The organism is Bacillus sp. SCT118, from assembly GCF_058566435.1.
In genome coordinates this window covers 3357179-3382781 of sequence record NZ_CP191225.1, presented here as the reverse complement: position 1 = coordinate 3382781, position 25603 = coordinate 3357179, and the positions used below count along the sequence as shown (strand labels likewise).

The following is a 25603-nucleotide window of genomic DNA, read 5'->3' as shown; positions in this document are numbered from 1 at the left end:
AAAAAAAGAATCCGCACCCGAGTGCGGATTCTTTTTGGTTTCAAGTTAGTTAGGTCTGACAAGGATTTTGACTTGGCTTTTCTCTTTAATAAGAGCCCCGAAGCCCTCCTCGATCAAATCATCTAGTACGATTTTTTTCGTTACGAGTTTGTCGGCTGAGAAATAGCCTTCTTTCATTAATGACAATACAGCCGGGAAGATGTCGCGGTATCCGATAATTCCTTTTACTGTACGTTCTTTGATTACGATATCGTTCGGATGGATTTCAGCACCTTTTTCCCAAATGCTGACGATGACGGTTTCACCGGCAATTGTAGTGGACTGGATGGCTTGTCGTAACACCACTGGGACACCAGTGACTTCGAATGCTACGTCAACACCGCCTCCTGTACGTTCTGCAATCTCAGCGACTACATCGTCTGTTTTAGACGGATCAACGATGATCGCGCCAAGCTCCTCAGCTTTTTGCTGGCGTTCAGGAGAAAGCTCAACAGCGTAAATATCAGTTGCACCGGCAGCCTTCAGCGCTTCAATGACAAGAAGTCCGATCGGGCCGCAGCCGAATACAGCCGCTTTGTCGCCTGCTTTGAGTTTGCTTGAGCGGACAGCGTATAGAGCAACTGCAGAAGGTTCAACGAGCGCGCCTTGTTCATATGATAATTCATCAGGAAGTTTGAACAAAAGCTCTTCATCTACAGAGACGTATTCAGAGAAACCGCCTCCTCCGCCGGCTAAGCCGAGGAATCCCATTTGTTCATCAAGGTTGTAGGCGCCTTGGTGGCCGTGTGTAGCAAAAATCGGCTCGACTACGACGCGGTCTCCAACTTTATAATTTTCAACGCCTTCTCCGACTTCGACAACTTCACCGGAGAATTCATGCCCCATTGTGACAGGTGCCGTTTCATTTGTTAATGGGTGCGGTTTGTCAACCGGAATAAAGATCGGGCCGCCCAGATATTCGTGTAAATCACTTCCGCAGATGCCGCACCATTTGACTTTGATCTTTACTTTTCCCGGCTCCGTTTTTGGCTCTTCGATATGTTCAATACGGATATCCTTTTGGTTATGCCATCTTGCTGCCTTCATGGATTACCACTCCTATAACTTTTGATGTGAGTAATTCCGCACCGGTCAATATGAACTGTTCACAAAATCGCCATTTTTAAAACCAAAAAAGAAATGAAATTTTTATATAATATAATCTACGTTTTTTTGAAAAAAGAAACTTTGAAGAAAAAAGGGTCTCGCACACTCTTTTTTCTTTATATGAGAGTATCAATCGTTTACATAGCTATGAATTTGGTTTGAACAATACGGTAATGGTTCGTTCATATTGAATGCGACAACTACTCTATCAATAATTATAACGCTAATACCGCTATTATAATAGGATAATCTTCCATGGTTTAATTTAGCAGGGGTAACTTTTTGACTTTGTAACATTACTGTAAGGATATTGAAATAAAAAATAGCTGGTTGATCGTGTATAATCTTCCTAGATGTTAACAAACAGGGGGACGAAATGTTGAAGAAAGTCATTTTAGCCGCTTTTATCTTAGTAGGAAGTACTTTGGGAGCTTTTAGTTTTTCATCAGATGCCAGTGCGAAACATGTGAACGGAAATATTACTTGGTATAATGGAGTCGGGAAAAAAGGCTCTTCAGGTAAGAAACTTGGACATTGGGATTGTGCGACCAAAATCGGATTTGATGTTCCTAGAAACGGGACAAAAATCAGAGCTTATGCAAAAGCGAAGCCTAAAAAGGTGATTACGGTTTATAAAAATGATGTTGGCAGAATGCCTAATGCAGTGCTGGATGTTAGCCCTAAAGCGTTTAAAGCGCTTGGATATCCATTAAGCAAAGGTAAAGTAGCGGGGCATTACAGCTATTAATGTACATATATAATCTGGAAAGCAAGAAGTCACATTCTTGCTTTTTCTATTGGTGGAGATAAAAGATGAAAAAAAGAATCATATTATTGTTAGCAGTGATAATAGCGGCAGCTGCCGCGGGGGTTGCGTTTTATGTTACAAAGGATAAAGGCCATGAAAAGGCTGCTGATGTTTCAGTCAATACCGAAAGCGGTGATGAGCTGCTGGTTTCAATTACAGATACGAATCTGATGACAAAGTATTATGAAAATGACAAGGTGATCCATGAGGAGAAGCTGACCAGCTATCCGGCATTTGCCTTGGATCAAAAACAGCAGGTGCTCTATTATACGGGCAATAATGAACAGAATGAAATGAGGCTTTTTAAACTGGATCTAAAGTCTAATAAAAAGACGATGCTTTATAAAGGCGCGGAGAGTGCGGACAGTTTGTTTTTATCAAAGGACCGTTCAACCATCTATTTCCGCTTAGGAAAAGCGGACGAAAGCAATTTTCGGATCGCCGCTTTTGATCTAAAAACGAAAAAGTACAAAAATCTTTATCCTGCCGCTAATGATCAAGATGACACCGTCAGCAGCTTCTTTTATAACCAAAAAAACGATTCATTTGCATTGCTTCATTATTCTGTAGAAGAAGACTACAAGAAAACAGATGAAGCAAACGAAAAGGGCATCGACCCTGAACCGACAACGATTCATTTTGCGGAAGGCCGTCAACATAAATTTAATGAGCTGAAAAGCCTGAACCAATTTATCAGCGATATTGCTGTTTCTGATGATGATAAACGTATTTTATTCACATCATATACGCAAAAAGGAACGGAGCAAACCGCTTCTATTCAAATGCTCAATGCGAATACGAAAAAATATGAAAGCATCATCTCAAATCAGAAATCATTTAAGCTGTTAATTGACGCACAGCCTCAGTTTTCTAAGGATGGGAAGAACATTTATTTTCTTGCCGAAGCCAAGGGGGCTAAAAAGCTGAAGGACGAAACAGGGCGTGAAGCTAAGGTGCGGACGATTTATTCCTATAGCCTTGAAAATAAGACCTTCAAAAAAGTATGGGAAAATCCGAACGGCATCATCAACAGCTTTTCTGTGATTAACTAATAAAGACCACTCGGCATGAGCTGAGTGGCTTTTTTAATGGATGAGGTGCAGGGCTAATGATCCGAGCCATTTAAAGATATGAATCAGAGGGACCGACAAAAACAGAAGTTCAACATAGAAGTTCATTGCAACATTCAGCTTTTTGAACGCAGCTCTTTTTTTCAAGTCTTTTTGCTGCTGGTTTGAGATCACGTTATCCCTCCTCTTATATCCATATTATACCATTAAAACAGACAAAAAAGCCCTAAACGTTTACAGTTTTGGGCTTCTTTCTTCGTATTTGGCCTCTTGCAATAAGAGGCTTTTATTCTGAAATATAGAATTTTGTCTCCGTTCGGGGTTTGTTTGCTTGAAGGAGACTGCATTTGTTATAGGGAAGAACTAGCTTGTTTTCGTTTGGCTGTTGTTTTGGAGATTCACTAATGAACGGATGCCGTCGACCATTTTACTTCCGCACAAAGGGCACAATGGCGTATCACTGCTGGCGAAGTTTTTTCGGGTCCAGCCATTACAGTCTTCTTTTGTGCATTCCCAAGTACTCACATCTTCTTTTGGCAGCGGTTCTTGATTTCGTTTGTTATAGTAAGACATAAAGTCACTTCTTCCCTCATGTATTTTACTGCACATTTCTTATTGTCTCATACTTTTCCCTAATCTCCTAATTCCTTTTTCTTTATGACTTTCCAATAACCCCATCTAAAAAGGAGAGGACTGTGCTGTTAAAAGCATCTGGCTCTTCTAAAAACGGGCAATGGCTGCTTTTAGAAAAGGTAACGAGTGTCGCGTTTGGAATATTGCTGCGCAAGTGTTCTCCAGCTGCTGTAGAGAAAAATTTCTTGTCTTCCCCGAAGCACAACAATGTCGGCACATTGATGTTTTGGAGGGTGCCCCGGTAATCAGCGGCCGTTTGGTTAAATAAAATCGTGCTAGAAATGGCAGCCGGCTGTTTGAGGATTTCTGCCAGCATCCATTCTGTTTCGGTCTCGGCAGGCGGTTCTGCGAACATATTCTGGATGAAGCTTCCGTAGAAAGGCAGCGGGTCAGTTTGAATGGCGTGCATCGCTGTTTTTAAGCCGTCAAAATCAAATGGACCGTGTTCCCAGCCCTCCCATTGATAGTCGGAAGCGGATTGATCGATGATCACAGCGGCTTGAATGTTATTATCATTCCCAAACTGATTGAGATAATCCCATACGACAAAAGCGCCCATTGACCAGCCGGCAAGAACGACATGGTCAAGCTCCATTGCATTTAGAAATTCCCTTATGTCACGGGCATATTGGGAAATGGTGTGCCCATGAAGCACTTTGTCAGATTCGCCGTGTCCTCTAAGATCAAGACGAATACATTGATAATTGGCAGAAAGCGCCGAAAATTGTTTGTGGAAAAATTGTCCGCTCATCAGCACCCCATGTATAAACAGGATCGGCGTCCCGTTCCCGTGTGTTTCATAGTAAAGGCGTGTCTGATCTTCTAATGTGATGTATGGCATGTTTCTCCTCCTTTAGTTTCCATCATGAGTATGGCTGGCTGCTGTTGAGCTGATGATGGCAGCTGTCGCGGCTGCCTGCTGCGCTTGAATGGCTGTTTCGATAGCGGTGTATAGTCCTGATTCCATCAGCAGATTTTTCTCCATATGCTCACTGAGATAGAGGCTGACAGCAATTTTAAAATTCATTTCCTTTTGCCATTTAAAAGCTTTTTCCTGGTTTAATTCGTCAGTGATGCACAAAACGGTTTTGATATCTGGCTCCTCCAGAAAGGTGAGGAGAGCAAGGTCTGGATAATGATAATCCTTTGGTTTTTTGACAGATTCAGTGATCGATTGATATATCTGTTTGCAAGCGGAAACAAGCATTTCGGGCTCTTTTTCACTTTGCAAGGCCAGAATATGACTGACCTGATGTAAGTACTGTCCTTTTTTAAAGCCGTTGGCTGCCAGCAGCTGATAGCATGTTTCCGCCTTCTGTAGCGCCTGCAAACCTTCTCCGTTTTCTCCAAGCAGTACGGCAAGCGGAACATTCTGAGTTGAAGTGAGGAAATAATGATTTTTTTTCATCTGCTGATAAACAGCTAGCCCCATGTTCATCTGTTCTTTTTGGTTTGTCGTTTCAGATTTTCCAGTGAGCAAGATCAGAGCGGAAAGGTATGTGAACATATCCCGCTTATATCCTAGCTTCACCATTTCATTGTATACATCGATAAAAGTATGAAATGTTTGTTTTGCCTCATGCTGAAAATGAATGTCCAGAATAGATGCAACAGTAAAGCGGTGGTGTGAATTGAGTGTTGAGAAGCTGCCGATGTTTGATTTGATATAGCTGCTCAAATCATAAAAGCGCTGAAAATCAAACTCTCTTTTATTCACAATATATGCAGAAGAAATGAGCATTAATATCTGGTCTTGTGAAACTTTCCATTTTAATTTTGATTTTAATTCAGCATAAATGGAAATGTATTGCTTTATTTTTTCATGTAGGTCGTGTGTCAGCATAAAAAGCAGCTCCTTTTTGCTGTTTTTACGTAATACGATAAATAGGGCCGAAGGTTTCATAAAGAAAAAACTTGCCTGCTAGAGGCAAGTTTGTCGGATTATTTATGGGGATCTGTTATATCCATCGGTCTCATCATGTCATAGTCTTCATGCTCTAGAATATGGCAATGCCATACGTATCGTCCGCTGTACGGACCGAATGTCGCCGCGATTCTTAGGACTTCACCTGCATGCGCTTGAATGGTGTCTTTCCAGCCCTTTTCACTTGGCGGCGGCGGGACAGCCGGACCGGTATAGGACAATTCCCCGCTTTCTTGATAACGGGCGATATCAAACGGCCGCCGGTCTAATACACGGAAGGAGACGAGATGCAGGTGAATCGGATGTGTTCCGCGTGTCGGGTTGATAATCGACCATATTTCAGTTGTGCCGACTTTTGGTGCTTCTGTGACGGGATCGTGCCAGCGTTTGTTATTAAGCAGAAGGACGGGTCTGCCATATTCGTCCTGGGTGCCTGCCAGTTTTAACGTTCTGATGTTTTGTATTCTTTCATGCTGTACCGAAGGGTATGAGGCGAGGTACTTCGGCTTTCTGCTTTCGTCTTTTTGTGCCAATGGTTTTGTGACTCTGAATTGCATGATATTCGCATCTGTTTCAGGATTGACGTCACCGCCGCAGCCCGCGCTGTTTGCCAAAATGATCGATTCTCCTTCATATGCTGTGAAGTCAATGATGATATCATAACGTTCAGCAGGCGCAAGGCTGAAAGAATTCAGTTTAACAGATCGCGGCAGGAGCCCTCCATCTGAACCAATCTGAATAAACTCTCCGCCATTATCGAGTGACAGGTTATAGGTTCTTGTATTGGAGGCGTTGATGACACGGAATCGGTATTTCCTTGGCTCGACTTCCAAGTATGGCCATACCTTCCCGTTGACGAGTATGGTTTCTCCGCAAAAAGCCGGAACGATTGAAGGATTAGGCAGTGACGGAGAAGGGTTTTCCGGTGCGCTCGGATAAAACAAAGAACCATCCTCATTGATCGTGCGGTCTGTGATAAGAAGCGGCACATCGTATTCGTCTGAAGGCAGTTTTAAGCGTTTTTCCTTTGGATCATGAATGATATAAGCACCGACAAGTCCGGCATAGACATTTAGCCTGGTGAGCGCCATGGCGTGATCGTGATACCACAATATAGCCCCGCGCTGCTGGTTTGGATAATGATAAACCTCTCTTTTGAAATAAGGTCCTGTTTGTTCAAAGTCTTTGGAAAACCAAGCCTCCGGATACCCGTCACTATCATCTGGCGTGACGCCGCCGTGTAAATGAACAACAGTCTTTACCTCGGGCTCTTCATGCTGGCTGTCACTGTGATGAATGGTGTGATCAATCGGAAGGAAATGCGTGGAAGGAAGATTGTTCATCCATTTTACATATACGTTTTCATTTCTTTTAACCTCAATGGTCGGCCCCGGAAATAAGCCGTTGTAGCCCCACAGGCGGGTTGGAGGGAGATCGCGATGGAGCTGATGAGTGCATTCCTCCATGGTGACTTCGTAGTATGTTTTTTCTTTTGATTGCTGTACTGGCTTTAGTGTATCTGGGATTGGGAGAGCATCCACAAATTTTTCAAGTGTCATTTTCATCTGTCCTTATCTAAATTTTCCAAATTGGTACTATAGTTAATGACAATAAGGACGTGATGGTTACAAAAAATCTTCGTGCTGCAGCCCGCCCGAAGAAGAAAATAACAAAATCCTAAACGGCAGGCCGTTTAGGATTTGATCAGCATTAAGGCAGGATATCGGGCTGCTGCTGTGTAACTGGGTTGGCAGCCGCTTTCTCGCTCACCTTGCGTTTTCTGAACACAAGGTAAGAAATCAGAACGATTCCCGTGATGACGCCTGTCAGCAGCAGCTCGTCTCTCATGGAATCAATAAACGCCATGGATACTAAAATTCCGCAAATGGCGATGATGGTCAAGTAGGTTAGGAAAGGGAAGAGCCACATTTTGATCTTCAATGCTTCTGGGTTTGTTTTTTCGAGTTTTTTCCGCATTTTCAGCTGGGAAACAGCGATGACAAGATAGACGAGTAAAGCGATTGCGCCTGATGAGTTGACTAAGAATAAAAAGACGGTATCCGGTGAAAAATAGTTCATTACGACCGCGATATAAGAGAAAAATGTCCCGGCCACAATGGCTTGTACGGGAACGCCTTTTTTGCTCAATTTCATAAAACGGCGCGGCGCTTCGTTTCTTTCTGCAAGAGAATACAGCATTCTGGATGTGGTATACAAACCTGAATTCAGGCAAGAGAGTACGGCTGTGAGGACGATAAAGTTCATAATCTGTGCGGCTGCGGGCACTCCTATATGCTCAAGTACAGCGACGAAAGGGCTTTCTAAAATATTTGCTGAATTCCATGGCAACAGCGCCACGACAATGGCGATTGAGCCCACGTAAAAGACGATGATGCGCCATACAACGGATCTGGTGGCTTTTGTCACAGATTCGATCGGGTTGGATGTTTCCCCTGCTGCAATGGCAACGATTTCAGTTCCCATAAAAGAGAAGATGACAACGACAATGCCGAGCAATACGGAGCTGATGCCTTCCGGGAAAAATCCGCCTTTGCCTGTAAGATTCGATAAACCGACTGGCTCACTGCCCGGTGCAAAGCCAAAAATAAAGGCAAAACCAATGATTAGAAAAGCAATGATAGTCACAACTTTAATGAGGGAGAACCAATATTCAAACTCACCGAAAGACTTAACGGAGTAGACGTTTGTCAGGGTGAGCACAATGGTCAAGATCAAACTTGTCAGCCACAGCGGAATATCATGGAACCAGTATTGAATAATGCCAGCACCGGCAATGGCTTCGATCGCGATGACGATCACCCAGAAAAACCAGTACAGCCAGCCGATTGTAAATCCTGCCCACGGTCCGATGGCGTCGTGAGCGTATTGAGAAAACGATCCGCTCGTCGGGTTTACGGCAGACATCTCACCGAGCATTCTCATAATAAAAATCACCAATAATCCGGCTAACGCGTAAGAAACAACGGCACCCGGACCGGTCGAGTGAATCACTGAACCGCTGCCTACAAATAGGCCGGCTCCGATTACACCGGCAATCGAAATCATTGTCATATGGCGGGTCTTTAATTCCTTTTTTAATCCTGATTGAGACTGGTTCATAAGTTACCTCCTTTTAAAATGCAATCATTACTGAATATTATGATAATTGAAACTCTATCATAAATATACAGTTTGTCGAAAATTCGTGTAAGAAAATATACCAGCTTATTTCAAATTTGTAGTGTTTTGTTTGCGCTTTCAGCGAATGTGTGGAAAAAATGTTTCGTTTTTTATTCGCTGTGTGATTTTGTGTACTATTTACAATTCGATAGAATGCGAGAAGCGCTGGTGTCATTGGATCTGATGGGCTTTTTGGCGGAGCAAATAAATTGGATGAGTGAAAAAGAGTTCCATCGTCACTATTTTTCTGTGGCGGGTGAATCATGTTTCTGTAGACCCACTGCGGTTCAGCTTTGTAAGATAATAATAGCCAAATGTGAGCGGGGAGGAGGTTTTGTATGGAGAGATATGATGAACTGAAAAAGGGAGAATCCGGAGCGCTGGTCAGCATTGCCGCGTATCTTGTTCTTTCCGCAATTAAACTGATCATCGGTTATCTTTTTCACTCGGAAGCACTTACGGCAGACGGGTTAAATAACACAACTGACATTATTGCTTCTGTTGCTGTGCTGATTGGCCTGCGCATCTCTCAAAAGCCTCCTGACGAAGATCATCCATACGGCCACTTTCGAGCGGAAACGATTGCATCGCTTATCGCATCGTTTATTATGATGGTTGTCGGACTGCAAGTGCTGTTCAGCGCCGGAGAATCTATTTTTTCTGCTAAACAAGAGACGCCTGATATGATTGCGGCTTGGACGGCAGCGGGCGGGGCAGTCCTGATGCTGATTGTTTATCGGTACAATAAAAGGCTGGCCAAAAAGGTGAAGAGCCAGGCGCTCCTTGCTGCGGCTGCTGATAATAAATCAGACGCATTCGTCAGTATCGGCACATTTATCGGCATTGTGGCTGCTCAATTCCATCTTGCTTGGATTGATACGGTCACTGCGTTTGTGATCGGTCTGCTTATTTGCAAGACCGCATGGGATATTTTTAAAGAGTCATCTCACTCTTTGACAGATGGATTCGACATAAAGGACATTTCTGCTTATAAACAGACAATCGAAAAAATCTCCGGTGTGAGCCGTTTAAAAGACATAAAAGCAAGATACTTGGGCAGTACGGTTCATGTTGATGTGGTGGTTGAGGTATCGGCAGATTTAAATATTACGGAAAGCCACGATATAGCCAATGAAATCGAGCGGAGAATGAAGGAGGAGCATGCGATTGATTATTCGCATGTTCATATGGAGCCTTTAGAACACAAATAATTGAGCTTCCTGCCACAGGAAGCTTTTTTGTGTGTTTTGGCCAGCTTTATTGGAAACAATTTGCTAGAATCGTTTTTTTATACAGATTGCTTTTTGTGGTAAAGTTAGGTTACGTTATGATGAATTTTGTAGATGACTAGGAGGAAAAGAATGTCATATCAAGAAGACCTGCATCCTTTGCTGGGGAAAGCAGTTGAACATATTAATAGAGTAATGGTTGGAAAACGAGACATCGCCATACTCAGCTTAGCAGCCCTTCTTGCCAAAGGGCATGTGCTGCTTGAGGATGTACCCGGAGTCGGAAAAACGATGATGGTCCGCGCGCTGGCAAAGTCAATCGGCGCCGATTTCAAAAGAATCCAATTCACTCCGGATTTGCTGCCATCTGATGTAACAGGGGTATCTATCTATAATGCGAAAACGATGGAATTTGAATATCGTCCCGGCCCGATTATGGGAAATATCGTGCTGGCCGATGAAATCAACCGTACCTCTCCGAAGACACAGTCGGCTTTGCTCGAAGCGATGGAAGAGGGAAGCGTCACGGTAGATGGCCATACGATGCAGCTTGCCGCTCCGTTTTTTGTGATGGCAACGCAAAACCCGGTCGAATATGAAGGAACCTATCCTTTGCCGGAAGCCCAGCTTGACCGTTTTTTATTCAAACTTCGGATGGGTTATCCGTCCTTTAATGAAGAGCTTGACGTCTTATCTCTTCAGGAAAAAAGCCATCCGATTGAGACGCTTGAGCCGGTTATTGCAAAAGAAGACTTCATCCGTTTACAGCGGGAAGTGCAAAATGTCCGTGTTGATGACAGTATTAAGGAATATATCGTTGAAATCGTGCAGAAAACGAGACAGCATCCTTCTGTTCAATTAGGCGTCAGTCCGCGTGGCTCAATCGCCCTCATGAAAGCGGCACAGGCATACGCGCTGCTGCATCATCGCGACTATGTCATCCCGGATGATATTCAATATTTAGTTCCTTTCACGCTGCCGCACCGGATGATGCTTCATCCTGAGGCAAAATTTGAAGGGATTCAGGCAGAAGCGATCGTAAGGGAGATCATGTCAGCTGTGAAGGTGCCGGTTCAAAGGTCGTCGGTCCGCTGATGAATAAGAAATGGCAATGGCTCGTATATGGTTGGAAGCTGATTATATTAACTTTATTGACGGCTGCTGTTTTTTCTTATGCGATGTTTCAGGGCGGCTTTGTCAGCTGGTTTTTGTTTTACGCGTTTCTCCCTTTTGTCTTGTATGCCGGGCTGCTGGCCTTGTATCCGCTCCGTTCTTTTCAGGCTTCAAGGCAAATGGATAGAACACAATTGCATGCGGGGGACAGGCTGGGCGTAACTGTTACGCTGAGAAGAAAGCTGCCATTTCCGCTGATGTATATGGTGATTGAAGATTGCCTGCCAGAAGGTATCGAGTCATTAAATCGAGACGGAGCCGCGGCCAAACGGCTCGTTTTTCCTTGGTTTAAACGTAGCATGACGATGTCGTATGAATTAGCTCGGGTACCGCGCGGAGAGCATCACTTTCATTCTGTCAGGGTGCGAACCGGGGATGTTCTTGGCTTGATTGAAAAAACAGCATTTTTTGAGCTGGATGATACCCTGTTTGTTTATCCATTCTTTCAGCGTTTTTCCTATCAGGTGAATGAGAGGCATCAGGAAGAGGGTGTAAGCGGTTCTTCTCCTATTCATCAGCACCATTCCTCAGTCGCAGCAAGTGTGCGGAATTATCAGCCGGGAGACCGGTTTGCTGCGTTAGATTGGAAGACTTCTGCACGGCGGAGCCAGCTGATGACGAAGGAATTTGAGCCTTCTCGCAGCAAAAATCTATTTCTGCTGATGGACCGTTTTTCCTCAGACGCATTCGAAGAGGTCGTTTCAGTGACAGCTTCGATTCTTCATTCTGTTTTAAAAAACGGCGCGGGCGCTGGCTTGGCTTCCATCGGAAAGGAAAAAAACATTTTCCCTATTCAGGAAGGGGATCAGCATTTTAAGCACATGCTTCGGCATTTAGCCATCGCTCATTGTGATGCGGCAGACCCGATAAGCCGATATGCACGGGAAGAGCTGGGAAAGCCATCTGTTCGCCAAGCTGATCAAGTTGTTGTCACGGGACAGTTAACGGAAGATATGCTGCACCTCGCAGAAATAGGAGGCGGCCGGGTTACGGTGATACTGGCAAAAGAGAAAGATGCTGAGCTCTCTCAAGCTGAAAATGTCATGATTGAACGCATGATGAAACGCCAAATCAGAGTTCGGGTCATGAGGGGCGGGCGAGTTTCGCGTGTTGTTTAGAAAGAGAGGTGACTGGTTCACATGCCGCACGATGATCAGAAGGGAAGCCGTTTGAGCTTGCTGTTATTTTATTTTCTGGCTTTTTTATTGCTGTGGGAGTGGCTCAGGCCGCTGGACAGTTTTACTGAAACGAAACATACAGGCTTTTTTAGTGTCTTTATCGGCTTGACGTTTCTGCTGACTTTTTTCAGGATGAGGTGGTTTGTCACCGTTCCTTTTTGTGTCATATTTACATTGATCTCGATACACATCCTGTTCTATCAAGGATCTATATTCGACTTGAGCTGGGTCAGCTCTTTTTTGCAGGATGTCTATCTGAATATCACGCTGATTCAATCTGGGCAATGGAATGACATGATTCCTTCATTTCGGACCCTGCTGTTTTTTGTGCTGCTGTGGCTGCTGGTCTATCTCCTGCATTATTGGGTGATTTACCAGAGAAGAATTTTGTTTTTCTTTTTGATGACAGTAGCGTATATTACGATTCTTGATACCTTTACGCCATATGATGCCACTTTTGCCGTCATCCGTATCGTGCTGATCGGCTTCTTTATGCTGGGCCTTTTATACTTGGAACGCATTAAGCTGATGGAAAGAATCACACTGCCAAAAACATCTGTCCTGAAATGGTTTCTTCCTTTATCTGTATTGGTTTTGGCTGCAACGGGATTCGGACTCGCCGCTCCAAAATCAGAGCCGGCCTGGCCTGATCCGGTGCCTTTTCTTAAAAAAATCACTCATCAAGACCGCGTGTCTGCAGGGGAAAGCAAAATCGGATACGGGAATCATGATGAATCACTCGGCGGCCCGTTCCAGCAGGATGCTACACCTGTTTTTACATGGCAGGGAAAAGAGCGTACGTATTTCCGTGTGGAAACGAAGGACACGTATACCGGAAAAGGCTGGATTGAAACAGACACAGGCATGTCGTATCAGCTTAGCAATGGAAAAGTTGAAAATCTGTGGTTTGACCATAAGGTTGCGACAGAGCGCCGCACCGTCCGTGTAAAAGTCGATAAGCACTACGGGTATAACCATCTGATGTATCCGATTGGTGCGGAAACCATTCAGCCAAAGCAGGCTGTCTCACTTGAAATGAACGGCAACACGGAGCAAATTTCTCCGATCAGTGAACAAGCCGGTGAAATCAGAAATATGGGGAATTATACTGTAACGTACAATTCCCCGGTCTATAAGCTGGATGAACTGAGAAAGGTAAAAGTGAGAAAAAACAGTGAGGAGTACACATTCAGCGATCGCTACATGCAGCTTCCAGATTCACTGCCAGAGCGGGTGAGAACCCTTGCGGTCAAACTGACTCAGGATCACGACAAAATGTTTGATAAGGTGAAAGCGGTTGAGGACTATTTAGGGTCAAATGCGTTCACATATGAAACAGAAAACGTGACCATTCCTAAGAATGATGAAGATTATGTCGATCAATTTCTCTTTGAAACGAAAATGGGTTATTGTGATAACTTTTCTTCCGCCATGGTGGTGCTCTTGCGCTCGGCCGGGATTCCGGCCCGCTGGGTAAAGGGTTATACGTCCGGCGAATACAAAGAAGCAGGAAACAAAAATGGCAGCATCTACGAAGTGACAAATAACAATGCCCATTCCTGGGTAGAGGTGTATTTCCCGGAACAGGGCTGGGTTACATTTGAGCCGACTAAAGGGTTTACAAATCCGGCTGAATTTACTTCTTCTGACACAAAGGACTCCGGCAGCGATAACAGCAGCTCGCCGAAGAAAGCAAAAGAGAAACAGAAAGAAGAGAAAAAACAGCCGCAAAAAGAGGAAAAACAAAAGGAAAAGCGGGAGCCAGCTGTTTCTAAAAAGCCGTCCGCTTCGCATACCAATGCCGGTGCGGGCTTGTATGCAGCGCTTGCGGTTCTTGCAGTCCTCCTGGTGGCAGCTGTATTGCTGTATGTTTTCCGCTCGTTATGGATTCCTGTTTTCGCCGTGAGGAAATTGAAGCGGCGCAGCGATCAGCACGCGTTTTTTGAGGCATATGACGCGCTGCTGAAACAACTGAAGAGAAAAGGGCTGCCGAAACGAGGCAGTGAAACGCTGCGTGATTATGCAAAACGAATCGATGAAAAATACGACATAGAAGACATGTCAAAGCTGACATTAAGCTATGAAAGGGCGCTTTACAGAAATGAAGATTCTTCGGCGCTATGGAATGATTCGAGAGAGTTATGGGAAAATTTAATTAAAAGAAGATGGTCTTGACCACTTATCGACGTGTTGTTAGAATTAGTGAATATTATCGGAGTCTGGGAGCGAGTTGGCCTGACTCCGGCAAACGGCCTTGCCAAAGAGGGCGGAGCGAGCTTCATATCTGTCCTCGTTTTTTTCTGTGTCAAAAAACTTAGAGGAGATTAGGTGACAACCATGACAAAGTTAGTGAATGAAATGATTCTTGTCCTTGATTTCGGCAGTCAGTATAACCAGCTGATTACACGCCGTATCCGTGAATTCGGTGTTTACAGCGAGCTGCATCCACATACATTGACGGCTGAAGAAATTAAAAAAATGAATCCAAAAGGAATTATTTTATCCGGCGGTCCAAACAGTGTGTATGATGAAAACTCTTTCCGCTGTGACGAGAAAATCTTCGAGCTTGATATTCCTGTTTTGGGAATTTGCTACGGCATGCAGCTGATGACTCATTACCTTGGCGGTAAAGTTGAAGCGGCAAGCCAGCGTGAATACGGAAAAGCAAACATCCGCATCGAAGGCACACCTGATTTGTTCAAAGATCTTCCAAACGAACAAGTGGTTTGGATGAGCCACGGCGATTTGGTTGTAGAAGTTCCTGAAGGCTTCACTGTTGACGCGACAAGCCATCACTGCCCGAACTCAGCAATGAGCAAAGCGGACAAAAAATGGTATGGCGTTCAGTTCCACCCGGAAGTGCGCCACTCTGAATACGGCAATGATCTTCTGAAAAACTTTGTATTCGGTGTTTGCGAATGCGAAGGCGAATGGTCAATGGAGAACTTTATCGAAATCGAAATGCAAAAAATCCGTGAAACGGTCGGAGACAAACAGGTTCTTTGCGCGCTAAGCGGCGGCGTTGATTCCTCTGTTGTTGCTGTTTTGATTCATAAAGCGATCGGCGACCAGCTGACTTGTATCTTTGTAGACCATGGTCTTCTCCGTAAAGGCGAAGCTGAGGGTGTTATGAAAACATTCAGCGAAGGCTTTAACATGAATGTGATTCAAGTAGACGCAAAAGATCGATTCTTAAACAAACTAAAAGGCGTTTCTGATCCTGAACAAAAACGCAAAATCATCGGTAATGAATTCATTTACGTGTTTGATGATGAAGCGGACAAGCTCAAAGGCATCGACTACCTTGCACAAGGTACGCTTTACACAGATATCATCGAGAGCGGTACAGCAACGGCGCAAACGATCAAATCTCACCACAATGTCGGCGGACTTCCTGAAGACATGCAGTTTGAGCTGATCGAGCCGTTAAACACGCTCTTCAAAGACGAAGTGCGCGCGCTTGGCACAGAGCTCGGCATTCCGGATGAAATCGTATGGCGTCAGCCGTTCCCAGGACCGGGCCTCGGAATCCGTGTTCTTGGCGAAGTAACAGAAGAAAAACTGGAAATCGTTCGTGAATCAGATGCAATCTTGCGTGAAGAAGTTGCAAATCACGGGTTAGAGCGTGATATCTGGCAATACTTCACTGTTCTACCTGACATCCGCAGCGTTGGTGTTATGGGTGACGCAAGAACATATGATTACACAATCGGAATCCGCGCCGTTACATCAATCGACGGCATGACATCTGACTGGGCGCGTATCCCGTGGGATGTGCTTGAAGTCATTTCGACACGTATCGTAAACGAAGTGAAGCACATTAACCGCGTGGTGTACGATATTACAAGTAAGCCGCCTGCGACGATTGAGTGGGAATAAGTAAATAACAAAGGAAAAACGTCCCTTTCAAAAGGGGCGTTTTTTTTGTTAACTTTTTGAAACCGTTTCGACAGTTTTCGTATCTAACAACATAGGAGGTGGATAAGGTGAAGGAAGAAAGATTGATTACAAAGGCGAGAAAAGGAAATGCTCGGGCCTTTGAAAAGCTTATGCTGGCACATCAGGAGACTTTATATAAAACAGCTTATCTCTATTTAAGAAATAAAGAAGATGCACTTGATGCTGTACAGGAAACAGCTTATAAAGCTTTTATCAGTATAGAAAAACTAAAAGAGCCAAAGTATTTTTTAACGTGGCTTACTCGAATATTGATCAATTCCATTTTTGCCATGAATAAAAAGAAAGGAGAATTGGTTCCGTTCGAGAAACATCACGATACTGGAATCGATCAAGGTAATATTGAGGAATATATAGACCTGCGAAATGCACTTGATACACTTGATGAACATGTTCAGCTCACGATTCAGCTCTATTATTTTCAAGATTATTCGATTTCAATGATAGCTGAACAAACAGGAATGGCAGAAGGCACAATTAAAACCCATTTACATAGAGCGAGAAAAGCATTGAAACAGGAGCTGGAAAAGGAGGATCAAAACAAATGGACAAACACCAAATGAAGCAGATGTATGATGACATAGCAGTGCCAAAGAAAGCACTCAAAAAGGCAATACATCAAGCTGTCGTTCGTGCTGAAAATGAAAGTAACACAAGGCGCCGTTTTAAATGGGCACGAACTATTACAAATGGAATGGCTATTGCTGCTGTGGTATGTATATTGTATTTATCATCTGGTCTTTTTCTTCCCTCTGTAAACAAAGCGATGGGGAGCATACCCATTGTCGGACAAATTTATAAGGATTTTCAAGATAAAGTTGGTCTATCATTGTTTAAAAGCAATTTGGTCACAGCTTTAAATGAAAAAGCAGACTCCAGGGGAATCACTGTTTCTGTAAACAGCTCCTATTACGATGCCGGACAGCTTGTTTATAACTTCACTGTTGATAACTTCCACTCTGATGAAAAAGAGATCATGTATGATGTCGACGAAACGAGTTATAGCGACAACTTTTCAATCAACTACGATTCCTTAATGCTTAAAAAATTAAATAACAAGCAATACGCAGGACAATTAAGGATTTATACAAATGGTACTGAAATAAAAAATGGGGAAACCGTGCCCTTTGTAATTACTCATATCAATGAAATACAGGGAAATTGGAGATTCAAACTGCCTATTACCAAAAAGAATGCGGGTTATTTAGAAAGCTCAAAAGTTATATCGGCTTATCATAATCGTTATCAATTTTCCAATATTCAAGTGGAAAACGGAAAACTTGGATCTGTCCTTCAATTTACAATCGATTATCAAGGCATAGCAAAGCATGATACGGTTGAAATTAACGAAGTTAAAGATGATTTAGGAAACACATATGAGATGTCAGCATCAAACATCGAACTTGGAGATCGCATAAAGGTAAACGAGAGAACGGTAAGAGCAAAAGGACAAACACAGTTAGAATCACCAATCAATCCAAAAGCGAAAAAGCTAACATTAATTGCAGATATTAGATCTGAGGCTGAGGGCAGTGAAATCGTCCCTCTAAATGCAGAGATGCCGTATCGTCTTTCGGAAACAAAGCATCAAAACATAGGGATAGAAATCAATAACATTAAACAAGAGGGGAGGGAAGTATTGGTTCATTACCGTTTCACTGGAGTTGATACTTCAAATATGTCAAAAGATGACTTAGTGAATATAGGTGAAATGATTGGCCTTGGTGATATGAAAAAAATGCAATCATGGTCTGATCCAATGGCTTATTATGAAGAAGGTTATTATTTGAAATGGAATAAAGCTGAAGTGAAGAATATGGACACAGCCGAAATGGTATCAACTTTTGAACTGGATGACGCTTATCTTGATAAGCTGTCTTTAAAGCATTTTGAGTTTAATGAATACGGTCTGTATATTGATAAAGGCGTTTTAAATGACCTGATTCAACTAAAGCCATTCTCGTTTACTGTACCAGTGCATCAGGTGAGTCAGCCTACCGAAAAAAAATAATCATAAGTTGAAAAGCCGTATGTTGCCATACATACGGTTTTTATCATTGTTACCAATTTAGTCAATAGACGAATAAACCAATTTTTTTAATAAGTAATGTTCGTTGTTTATATTGTCAATTCAAAATGAACTTGGTACAATAGACACAGAAATCAAATAAGATGAATTCGTATAATCGCGGGAATATGGCTCGCAAGTCTCTACCAAGCTACCGTAAATGGCTTGACTACGTAAACATTTCTTTCGTTTGATATAAATAAAACACGTTTATTTATTCGAACTGAAATCCGACTGTAGTCAAGCGTCCCAAAATGTATTGGGGCGCTTTTTATTTGGCGTTTTCAGGACAGAATAAATAGCAAAGAGTGAAGGGAGTCAAATAGCTTGAAAACGTTTTTTCAGTTTGATGAGCTGGGCACCAGCTATCGCAATGAAATCATTGGCGGATTAACGACTTTTTTATCTATGGCATATATTCTGTTCGTCAATCCGATTACGCTTGCTTTGGAGAGCGTGAAAGATTTTCCGGAGGCGCTGAGAATTGACCAGGGTGCGGTCTTTACGGCGACAGCGCTGGCGTCTGCAGCAGGCTGTATCTTAATGGGAGTAATAGCGAGATATCCGATTGCCATCGCGCCGGGTATGGGGCTGAACGCGTTTTTTGCGTTTTCTGTTGTCCTTGGTATGGGCATTTCATGGCAGGCAGCTTTGTCTGGTGTTTTTATTTCAGGTCTTATTTTCGTTGCTCTTTCTTTAACAGGTTTTCGTGAAAAAATCATTAACGCCATTCCGCCTGAGCTGAAATTGGCAGTCGGTGCGGGGATCGGCCTGTTTATTACATTCGTTGGTTTGCAAGGCTCAGGAATCATTACTGCAAATCCTTCTACGCTCGTCACGATCGGAAATATTCACAGCGGTCCTGTGCTGTTAACGATTTTCGGTGTGATTGTCACGGTTATTTTAATGGTGCTTCGCGTGAACGCAGGCGTGTTTATCGGGATGCTGTTAACAGCGGTTGCCGGCATGATTTTCGGTTTGGTTCCGGTTCCGACTCAAATTGTCGGCAGTGTGCCAAGCCTTGCGCCGACTTTCGGACAAGCGTGGATTCACCTCCCGGATATTTTCTCTGTACAAATGCTGATCGTTATTTTGACATTCTTGTTTGTCGGATTTTTTGATACAGCTGGTACACTTGTTGCTGTGGCGACACAAGCTGGTTTAATGAAGGAAAACAAATTGCCGCGTGCGGGCCGTGCGCTTTTAGCTGATTCATCTTCTATTGTGATCGGTGCCGTGCTTGGTACGTCTACAACAACTTCTTATGTGGAATCAAGCTCAGGTGTCGCTGCGGGTGCCCGTTCAGGATTTGCCGCAATTGTAACAGGGATTCTCTTTTTACTGGCTACGTTTTTCTCTCCGCTCCTATCAGTCGTTACGTCAAATGTAACAGCGCCGGCGCTTATTATTGTTGGTGCATTGATGGTGGCGCCGCTTGGCAAAATCGCTTGGGATAAGTTCGAAGTGGCCGTTCCTGCTTTCCTTACCATGATCATGATGCCGTTAACGTACAGCATTGCGACTGGTATTGCCATCGGGTTTATTTTCTATCCGATTACAATGGTGTGCAAAGGAAAAGCCAAAGAGGTTCATCCAATCATGTACGGGCTGTTTATCGTATTTATCCTGTACTTTATCTTCTTAAAATAAGAATTGAAAAACCAGCTGCACCGGCAGCTGGTTTTTTTGTTGCAAAAGATAAAACCATTTCATACGATATACCGTCATGTAGATGTGCCGCCATGCTTTACTTAAATGGAAATGACTTGACTGTTCAGGAAGGCTTCGGTACCTTATATAAGTGTTTTATTTTCTTGCTGAATGGTATTCCGCCGTATTTTTTTGATAGGAGTTGCTGACATGACGGAAGAAAGAAAAGAAACGTTTGAAGAAGAAATTAACCAGAGTGAAAGAATAGATGCAGATGAAGAACCGCTATCGAGAATGTCCAGAAAGGCGAGCCGGCAAAGCAAGCAGAAGCAAAAACAAAAGCAGAAACCGCGCCAGGAACGCGGTGAATCAACTGTTAAAGACAAGCTTGCGTCTGTTTGGGCAGCCATCAACAGATATTGCGGTTTTGCGTTCTCGATTTTAAAATCTCCGGCGAAAACTGTCGTAACGGATGGTTTTTCTCATTATAAGTACGGTCTGATTTCAATGCTTATATTCAGTATCATTTTTTCAATTGGGAATTGGTTTCAGTTAAAGGCAAGCTGGAATCGGCCGCTCGGTTTCGGAGAACGCCATCATGCTTTCTATGACGGGTTTTTAGTTGTTCTTGTGTATTTGCTGATCTTTTTCGCGGTAATGGTCTTTGCTATATGGGCTGTCTCCCGCTATATGATGAAGCATAAGGTGACATTCAGAGAAGCGGCTGCCGTATTGGGTTCATTGCTTGTACCGGTAATTGCTGTTTCAATCCTTTGGCTGATCTTTGCGATCGTGAATGTCCCAATGCTGACAGTACTGTTTACGGTGCTGATCTTGTTTTCCATCTTTTTTATCATCGCGCTGTATGTACAGCGTGTGTACCAGGCGGCACAAGATGCACCAATTGATTATATCTATTGTGTATTTGCAGTGGTTGCGATAGCGCTGCTGTTTACGGCAGTGACTTGGCCGTTTATTTCTGAATATTTTACGGCGTCGCTGATTCCGCTTTAATGAAAAAACCGGCTAATCCTAGCCGGTTTTTTTATGTCACACTTTTTACAAATATATCTAAAAAACATAGTTGATTTGTAGGAATAACCCGTGTATGATGGGGAAAATGCTGAAAACGTCCAGCGCAAAAACCTTTATGTTTAAGGAGGATGATGGACATGGCTGATGTGCTTCGCCGAGCAATTAAACAAAAGAAGCAATTTTTAAAAACCAAATTACTGCTCTCGGAATTTTATCAAGGAAGAGGGGAACAGCTTGCTGACTACACGCTGAGTGAGCTTGAGAAAGAATACAAGTCCCTTCAGAAAATGAAAAAAGAGATCTGACAATAGATATAAAGAGGTGAGTCTGCTGAAAAGCGGGCTTTTTTGTTTTGATTTTGAAAAGGCGAGAAAGAGGGTAAACTACTACTGTTCAACGCATAAAAGCATGTCGAAATATTTTGCTTAAGCTTACGGGCGAAGCTGATTGTAAACGGCTCATTTCTCTAGTAGAATATGAATGCTTTGTGCAGGCTGAAGAGTAGGGGGATGAATAAAATGATGCAAACCATCTTATCAAATGGGATAGCCATGGTTCTCATAATTCTCATTATTAATATTGTCTATGTGTCATTTTTTACGATAAGAATGATTTTAACACTGAAAGGACAGCGTTATTTAGCGGCCGGCATCAGTACGATTGAAATACTGGTTTATGTGACAGGGCTGAGTCTGGTGCTCGATAACTTAGACCAGATTCAAAATGTGATCGCGTACGCGCTCGGTTACGGTCTTGGCGTAATTGTCGGCATGAAAATAGAAGAAAAATTGGCGCTTGGCTATATTATGGTCAATGTGATTACGAAGGAGCTCGATCTTGATCTTCCGAAGCAGCTCCGTGAAAAAGGTTACGGCGTGACAAATTGGGTGGCAGGCGGGCTTGAAGGCGACCGCACAGCCCTTCAGATCCTGACGCCGAGAAAATATGAACTCCAGCTATATGATACGATTAAAACACTTGATTCAAAAGCCTTTATTATTGCGTACGAACCAAAAACAATCCACGGCGGCTTCTGGGTCAAAGCGGTGAAGAAGAGGAGAATTAAAGAATAATGGCAAAGCCGAAGAAGAAAAAGTTTGAAGTGACAGAGCAGCAAACGATTGATGCGGTGCTTCAGCAAATGAAAGAAGAAGGATATCTGCCTGTAAGGCGAATGGAAGAGCCTATTTTTATGGAAAAAAAGGAAAATGGGTCAATTCAGATCGTTCCGTGCGGGAAAAAAATCGTATTTGAAGGGAAATTGATCTAAAACACGAACATTAGTAGAATGAATTTTTGTATCGTTCGATAATATCGTTGACATTATCCATGTCCGTTGTTAAGATAAACATGAAATCAAAACACGACCTCATATAATCTTGGGAATATGGCCCATAAGTTTCTACCCGGCAACCGTAAATTGCCGGACTATGCAGGAAAGTGATCGATAAAACTGACATGGATATATCGCAGAAGCGAACGACTGACGATACATGTACCATGCCCGGTTTGTATTGCTTCCTCATAAGTGCAATGCAGAGCGGGTATTTTTTATTTTCTGAAAACTAAAGCATTAGAAGGTGGGGAACAGAATGCAGCCGCTAGTAGGAATCATCATGGGAAGCACTTCCGATTGGGAGACAATGAAACACGCATGCGACATACTTGACGAACTCAATGTTCCGTACGAAAAAAAGGTCGTTTCCGCTCACCGGACGCCTGATTTCATGTTTGAATATGCTGAAACTGCTAGAGAAAGAGGCATCAAGGTGATCATTGCCGGTGCCGGAGGAGCGGCGCATCTGCCAGGGATGACGGCTGCGAAAACAACACTGCCAGTCATTGGAGTTCCGGTTCAGTCCAAGGCGCTGAACGGAATGGATTCGCTTCTTTCCATCGTCCAAATGCCTGGAGGCGTGCCTGTTGCGACAACATCCATCGGCAAAGCGGGTGCTGTGAACGCAGGCCTGTTAGCGGCGCAAATTTTGTCAGCTTTTGACGAAGACCTTGCCCGTAAGCTGGATGAGAGAAGAGAAAATACAAAACAGACAGTGTTAGAAAGCAGTGATCAGCTTGTCTAAACAAATCATCTATCCGGGAGCTGTAATCGGCATTATCGGCGGCGGCCAGCTTGGGAAAATGATGGCTGTGTCCGCCAAACAAATGGGGTATAAAGTCGCGGTCGTTGATCCGGTGAAAGATTCGCCGTGCGGGCAGGTTGCGGATGTCGAAATTACCGCTCATTATAATGACCGTGAAGCGATTCGAAAATTGGCTGAAATCAGCGATATCATCACATATGAGTTTGAAAACATCGACTATGATGCGCTGCATTGGCTAAAAGATCATGCGTATCTCCCGCAAGGAAGTGAGCTGCTGCTCATTACCCAAAACCGTGAAACAGAGAAAAAAGCAATTCAAGCCGCGGGATGTGAAGTCGCACCGTACAGCATCGTCAAAACAAAGGATGAACTGAAACAGGCGGTACAGGAGCTTGGGCTTCCGGCAGTGCTGAAAACATGCCGCGGCGGGTACGACGGCAAAGGCCAATTTGTGATAAAAGAAGCGGCGCAAATGGAGCAGGCAGCCGCTCTGTTAGAACACGGAACCTGCATTCTTGAAAGCTGGGTTTCTTTTAAAATGGAACTGTCGGTGATCGTCGTCAGATCGGTAAACGGTGAAATTTCAACATTTCCGACAGCTGAAAACATTCACCACAACAATATTCTTTTCCAAAGCATCGTGCCCGCACGGGTAGAGAAAGGGATTCAGCAGAAGGCTGCTGATCTCGCAGGTAAGCTTGCAGATGAGCTTAACCTTGTCGGACCGCTTGCAGTTGAGATGTTCCTGACAGAGGACGGAGAGCTTTTGGTCAATGAACTGGCGCCAAGACCGCACAATTCTGGGCATTATACGCTGGACCTTTGCGAGACGAGCCAGTTTGAACAGCATATCAGAGCGGTATGCGGGCTTCCGCTTGGGAAGACAGATTTGCTGAAGCCGGGCATGATGGTGAATCTTCTCGGCGATGAAGTAAAGCTTGTTGAGGAAGACCCGGAGCTTTTAAAAGAGGCAAAGCTATATATATACGGAAAACATGAAATCAAAAAAGGCCGCAAAATGGGGCATATTACATTTATGAAGCAGCCTGAAGACGAATGGATTCAGGAGATCACAAATCAATGGATGAATAGAGACGGAGGACAAGCAGAATGATCGAACGTTATTCAAGACCTGAAATGTCCGCGATTTGGACGGATGAAAACAGATTTCAAGCATGGCTGGAGGTAGAGATTCTTGCCTGTGAAGCGTGGGCGGAGCTTGGCGTCATTCCGAAAGAAGATGTAAAGGTTATGCGTGAGAACGCGTCATTTGACATCAACCGCATTTTAGAAATCGAACAGGACACGCGCCATGACGTTGTCGCTTTTACACGCGCTGTTTCCGAATCACTGGGCGAAGAAAGAAAATGGGTGCACTACGGATTAACGTCAACTGACGTTGTTGATACGGCCCTTTCCTACTTATTAAAACAGGCAAACGATATTCTGCTCAAGGATCTTGAGAGATTTGTTGACATTATAAAAGAAAAAGCGAAAGAACATAAATACACAGTCATGATGGGGCGCACGCACGGCGTACACGCTGAGCCTACAACTTTCGGCTTAAAACTTGCGCTTTGGCATGAAGAAATGAAACGTAATCTTGAGCGCTTTAAACAAGCGAAAGCAGGCATTGAGGTTGGAAAGATTTCCGGCGCTGTCGGCACATATGCGAACATTGATCCATTTGTTGAGCAATATGTCTGTGAGAAGCTCGGATTGAAAGCAGCACCGATTTCAACTCAAACCCTTCAGCGTGACCGCCATGCTGACTATATGGCAACACTTGCTTTGATTGCGACAAGCATCGAGAAATTTGCTGTGGAAATCCGCGGACTGCAAAAGAGTGAAACACGTGAAGTTGAGGAATTTTTCGCGAAAGGGCAAAAGGGTTCATCTGCAATGCCGCATAAACGAAATCCGATTGGCTCTGAAAACATGACAGGCATGGCGCGCGTGATCCGCGGCTACATGATGACAGCTTACGAAAATGTTCCATTATGGCATGAGCGCGATATTTCTCACTCTTCAGCAGAACGGATTATTCTTCCGGATGCGACAATTGCGCTGAACTACATGCTGAACCGCTTCTCCAACATCGTGAAGAACTTAACGGTCTTCCCGGAAAACATGAAGCGCAACATGGACCGCACACTCGGCCTTATCTACTCTCAGCGCGTGCTGCTTGCTTTGATTGACACAGGCCTGACTCGTGAAGAAGCCTATGATACAGTGCAGCCGAAAGCAATGGAAGCGTGGGAAAAACAAGTGCCGTTCCGCGAGCTTGTGGAAGCGGAAGAGAAAATCACGTCACGTCTTTCTCCGGAAAAAATTGCTGACTGCTTTGATTACAATTACCATCTGAAAAATGTTGATCTGATCTTTGAACGTTTAGGTTTAGCATAGAAGAAGCTTTTAGCGGCTTCTTCTATGCCGCCGCAGTTTGAAAA

Annotated in this window: 25 protein-coding genes and 2 riboswitches; of the genes, 17 read left to right on the top strand and 8 right to left on the bottom strand. The window is 43.8% G+C overall.

What is annotated here, in order from left to right:
* Positions 1–45: 45 nt before the first annotated feature.
* Positions 46–1086 carry a (R,R)-butanediol dehydrogenase gene (gene bdhA, locus ACQVGT_RS17335; protein ID WP_003234015.1) on the bottom strand — a complete coding sequence of 347 codons (1041 nt, stop codon included), beginning with the start codon at positions 1084–1086 and terminating at the stop codon, positions 46–48.
* A 436-nt stretch (positions 1087–1522) separates the two neighbouring features.
* Between bdhA and walM the strand changes: the two genes are divergently transcribed.
* Positions 1523–1894 (top strand): cell wall metabolism protein WalM, encoded by a 372-nt coding sequence (gene walM, locus ACQVGT_RS17330; protein WP_003234013.1) that lies wholly within the window; start codon positions 1523–1525, stop codon positions 1892–1894.
* A gap of 65 nt (positions 1895–1959) precedes the next feature.
* Complete coding sequence (locus ACQVGT_RS17325) at positions 1960–3006, top strand: PD40 domain-containing protein (protein WP_046340211.1); 1047 nt, start codon at positions 1960–1962, stop codon at positions 3004–3006.
* Positions 3007–3039: 33 nt separating this feature from the next.
* Here the strand turns inward: ACQVGT_RS17325 and ACQVGT_RS17320 are convergent, their stop codons facing one another.
* The 7 genes from ACQVGT_RS17320 to ACQVGT_RS17290 form a co-directional block, all read right to left on the bottom strand.
* On the bottom strand, positions 3040–3198 hold the full coding sequence (locus tag ACQVGT_RS17320) for a hypothetical protein (protein WP_015382979.1): 159 nt from the start codon (positions 3196–3198) through the stop codon (positions 3040–3042).
* Between the two features lie 189 nt (positions 3199–3387).
* Positions 3388–3597 carry a cold-shock protein gene (locus ACQVGT_RS17315; RefSeq protein ID WP_003234008.1) on the bottom strand — a complete coding sequence of 70 codons (210 nt, stop codon included), beginning with the start codon at positions 3595–3597 and terminating at the stop codon, positions 3388–3390.
* 82 nt (positions 3598–3679) lie between these two features.
* Positions 3680–4498, bottom strand: a complete 819-nt coding sequence (locus ACQVGT_RS17310; protein WP_015382980.1) for an alpha/beta fold hydrolase — start codon at positions 4496–4498, stop codon at positions 3680–3682.
* Positions 4499–4510: 12 nt separating this feature from the next.
* Positions 4511–5500, bottom strand: a complete 990-nt coding sequence (locus tag ACQVGT_RS17305) for a DUF4003 domain-containing protein (RefSeq protein ID WP_041518202.1) — start codon at positions 5498–5500, stop codon at positions 4511–4513.
* 98 nt (positions 5501–5598) lie between these two features.
* Positions 5599–7140, bottom strand: coding sequence for an outer spore coat copper-dependent laccase CotA (cotA, locus tag ACQVGT_RS17300; protein WP_014479048.1), 1542 nt, complete (start codon positions 7138–7140; stop codon positions 5599–5601).
* Positions 7141–7291: 151 nt separating this feature from the next.
* Positions 7292–8701, bottom strand: a complete 1410-nt coding sequence (gabP, locus tag ACQVGT_RS17295) for a GABA permease (RefSeq protein ID WP_015382983.1) — start codon at positions 8699–8701, stop codon at positions 7292–7294.
* 37 nt (positions 8702–8738) lie between these two features.
* Positions 8739–9026: a hypothetical protein gene (locus ACQVGT_RS17290; protein ID WP_046340212.1), complete on the bottom strand. Its 288-nt coding sequence runs from the start codon at positions 9024–9026 to the stop codon at positions 8739–8741.
* Positions 9027–9099: 73 nt separating this feature from the next.
* Between ACQVGT_RS17290 and mneS the strand changes: the two genes are divergently transcribed.
* The 15 genes from mneS to purB all read left to right on the top strand — a co-directional run bounded on the left by mneS (position 9100) and on the right by purB (position 25559).
* Positions 9100–9972: a manganese transporter MneS gene (gene mneS, locus ACQVGT_RS17285; RefSeq protein WP_015382984.1), complete on the top strand. Its 873-nt coding sequence runs from the start codon at positions 9100–9102 to the stop codon at positions 9970–9972.
* 150 nt (positions 9973–10122) lie between these two features.
* Positions 10123–11085, top strand: a complete 963-nt coding sequence (locus tag ACQVGT_RS17280; RefSeq protein WP_015382985.1) for an AAA family ATPase — start codon at positions 10123–10125, stop codon at positions 11083–11085.
* Positions 11085–12281, top strand: coding sequence for a DUF58 domain-containing protein (locus ACQVGT_RS17275; protein ID WP_015382986.1), 1197 nt, complete (start codon positions 11085–11087; stop codon positions 12279–12281). Before ACQVGT_RS17280 ends, ACQVGT_RS17275 begins: the two co-directional genes overlap by 1 nt.
* A gap of 21 nt (positions 12282–12302) precedes the next feature.
* A complete protein-coding gene (locus ACQVGT_RS17270) occupies positions 12303–14516 on the top strand; it encodes a DUF4129 domain-containing transglutaminase family protein (protein ID WP_015382987.1) in 2214 nt (737 codons plus the stop codon).
* 162 nt (positions 14517–14678) lie between these two features.
* Positions 14679–16220, top strand: coding sequence for a glutamine-hydrolyzing GMP synthase (gene guaA / locus ACQVGT_RS17265; protein WP_015482892.1), 1542 nt, complete (start codon positions 14679–14681; stop codon positions 16218–16220).
* Between the two features lie 107 nt (positions 16221–16327).
* Positions 16328–16861, top strand: coding sequence for a sigma-70 family RNA polymerase sigma factor (locus ACQVGT_RS17260; RefSeq protein WP_015482893.1), 534 nt, complete (start codon positions 16328–16330; stop codon positions 16859–16861).
* The gene (locus ACQVGT_RS17255) at positions 16843–18309 is read left to right on the top strand and encodes a DUF4179 domain-containing protein (protein ID WP_015382990.1); all 1467 of its coding nucleotides are present in this window, start codon (positions 16843–16845) and stop codon (positions 18307–18309) included. The genes ACQVGT_RS17260 and ACQVGT_RS17255 overlap by 19 nt, the downstream gene beginning before the upstream one ends.
* Before the next feature lie 147 nt (positions 18310–18456).
* A riboswitch (purine riboswitch) is annotated at positions 18457–18558 on the top strand.
* A gap of 135 nt (positions 18559–18693) precedes the next feature.
* Complete coding sequence (pbuG, locus tag ACQVGT_RS17250) at positions 18694–20016, top strand: hypoxanthine/guanine permease PbuG (protein ID WP_015382991.1); 1323 nt, start codon at positions 18694–18696, stop codon at positions 20014–20016.
* Positions 20017–20226: 210 nt separating this feature from the next.
* Positions 20227–21030 carry a DUF6574 domain-containing protein gene (locus ACQVGT_RS17245; RefSeq protein WP_015482894.1) on the top strand — a complete coding sequence of 268 codons (804 nt, stop codon included), beginning with the start codon at positions 20227–20229 and terminating at the stop codon, positions 21028–21030.
* A gap of 158 nt (positions 21031–21188) precedes the next feature.
* Positions 21189–21356, top strand: a complete 168-nt coding sequence (locus ACQVGT_RS17240; protein WP_015482895.1) for a Fur-regulated basic protein FbpA — start codon at positions 21189–21191, stop codon at positions 21354–21356.
* A gap of 213 nt (positions 21357–21569) precedes the next feature.
* Complete coding sequence (locus ACQVGT_RS17235; RefSeq protein WP_015482896.1) at positions 21570–22124, top strand: DUF2179 domain-containing protein; 555 nt, start codon at positions 21570–21572, stop codon at positions 22122–22124.
* Positions 22124–22321, top strand: coding sequence for an NETI motif-containing protein (locus ACQVGT_RS17230; RefSeq protein ID WP_003219403.1), 198 nt, complete (start codon positions 22124–22126; stop codon positions 22319–22321). The genes ACQVGT_RS17235 and ACQVGT_RS17230 overlap by 1 nt, the downstream gene beginning before the upstream one ends.
* Positions 22322–22400: 79 nt before the next feature.
* A riboswitch (purine riboswitch) is annotated at positions 22401–22502 on the top strand.
* 141 nt (positions 22503–22643) lie between these two features.
* The gene (gene purE, locus ACQVGT_RS17225; RefSeq protein WP_003244134.1) at positions 22644–23132 is read left to right on the top strand and encodes a 5-(carboxyamino)imidazole ribonucleotide mutase; all 489 of its coding nucleotides are present in this window, start codon (positions 22644–22646) and stop codon (positions 23130–23132) included.
* Entirely contained in the window at positions 23125–24267 is a 1143-nt protein-coding gene (gene purK / locus ACQVGT_RS17220) for a 5-(carboxyamino)imidazole ribonucleotide synthase (RefSeq protein WP_015382995.1), read from the top strand. The genes purE and purK overlap by 8 nt, the downstream gene beginning before the upstream one ends.
* On the top strand, positions 24264–25559 hold the full coding sequence (gene purB / locus ACQVGT_RS17215; protein WP_014476028.1) for an adenylosuccinate lyase: 1296 nt from the start codon (positions 24264–24266) through the stop codon (positions 25557–25559). The genes purK and purB overlap by 4 nt, the downstream gene beginning before the upstream one ends.
* Positions 25560–25603: the final 44 nt, after the last annotated feature.

Coding starts and splice junctions, on each gene's coding strand:
- bdhA (WP_003234015.1), bottom strand. CDS start 1,086: ATGAAGGCAGCAAGATGGCATAACCAAAAGGATATCCGTATTGAACAT.
- walM (WP_003234013.1), top strand. CDS start 1,523: ATGTTGAAGAAAGTCATTTTAGCCGCTTTTATCTTAGTAGGAAGTACT.
- ACQVGT_RS17325 (WP_046340211.1), top strand. CDS start 1,960: ATGAAAAAAAGAATCATATTATTGTTAGCAGTGATAATAGCGGCAGCT.
- ACQVGT_RS17315 (WP_003234008.1), bottom strand. CDS start 3,597: ATGTCTTACTATAACAAACGAAATCAAGAACCGCTGCCAAAAGAAGAT.
- ACQVGT_RS17310 (WP_015382980.1), bottom strand. CDS start 4,498: ATGCCATACATCACATTAGAAGATCAGACACGCCTTTACTATGAAACA.
- ACQVGT_RS17305 (WP_041518202.1), bottom strand. CDS start 5,500: ATGCTGACACACGACCTACATGAAAAAATAAAGCAATACATTTCCATT.
- cotA (WP_014479048.1), bottom strand. CDS start 7,140: ATGACACTTGAAAAATTTGTGGATGCTCTCCCAATCCCAGATACACTA.
- gabP (WP_015382983.1), bottom strand. CDS start 8,701: ATGAACCAGTCTCAATCAGGATTAAAAAAGGAATTAAAGACCCGCCAT.
- ACQVGT_RS17290 (WP_046340212.1), bottom strand. CDS start 9,026: ATGATTCACCCGCCACAGAAAAATAGTGACGATGGAACTCTTTTTCAC.
- mneS (WP_015382984.1), top strand. CDS start 9,100: ATGGAGAGATATGATGAACTGAAAAAGGGAGAATCCGGAGCGCTGGTC.
- ACQVGT_RS17280 (WP_015382985.1), top strand. CDS start 10,123: ATGTCATATCAAGAAGACCTGCATCCTTTGCTGGGGAAAGCAGTTGAA.
- ACQVGT_RS17275 (WP_015382986.1), top strand. CDS start 11,085: ATGAATAAGAAATGGCAATGGCTCGTATATGGTTGGAAGCTGATTATA.
- ACQVGT_RS17270 (WP_015382987.1), top strand. CDS start 12,303: ATGCCGCACGATGATCAGAAGGGAAGCCGTTTGAGCTTGCTGTTATTT.
- guaA (WP_015482892.1), top strand. CDS start 14,679: ATGACAAAGTTAGTGAATGAAATGATTCTTGTCCTTGATTTCGGCAGT.
- ACQVGT_RS17255 (WP_015382990.1), top strand. CDS start 16,843: ATGGACAAACACCAAATGAAGCAGATGTATGATGACATAGCAGTGCCA.
- ACQVGT_RS17245 (WP_015482894.1), top strand. CDS start 20,227: ATGACGGAAGAAAGAAAAGAAACGTTTGAAGAAGAAATTAACCAGAGT.
- ACQVGT_RS17240 (WP_015482895.1), top strand. CDS start 21,189: ATGGCTGATGTGCTTCGCCGAGCAATTAAACAAAAGAAGCAATTTTTA.
- ACQVGT_RS17235 (WP_015482896.1), top strand. CDS start 21,570: ATGATGCAAACCATCTTATCAAATGGGATAGCCATGGTTCTCATAATT.
- ACQVGT_RS17230 (WP_003219403.1), top strand. CDS start 22,124: ATGGCAAAGCCGAAGAAGAAAAAGTTTGAAGTGACAGAGCAGCAAACG.
- purE (WP_003244134.1), top strand. CDS start 22,644: ATGCAGCCGCTAGTAGGAATCATCATGGGAAGCACTTCCGATTGGGAG.
- purB (WP_014476028.1), top strand. CDS start 24,264: ATGATCGAACGTTATTCAAGACCTGAAATGTCCGCGATTTGGACGGAT.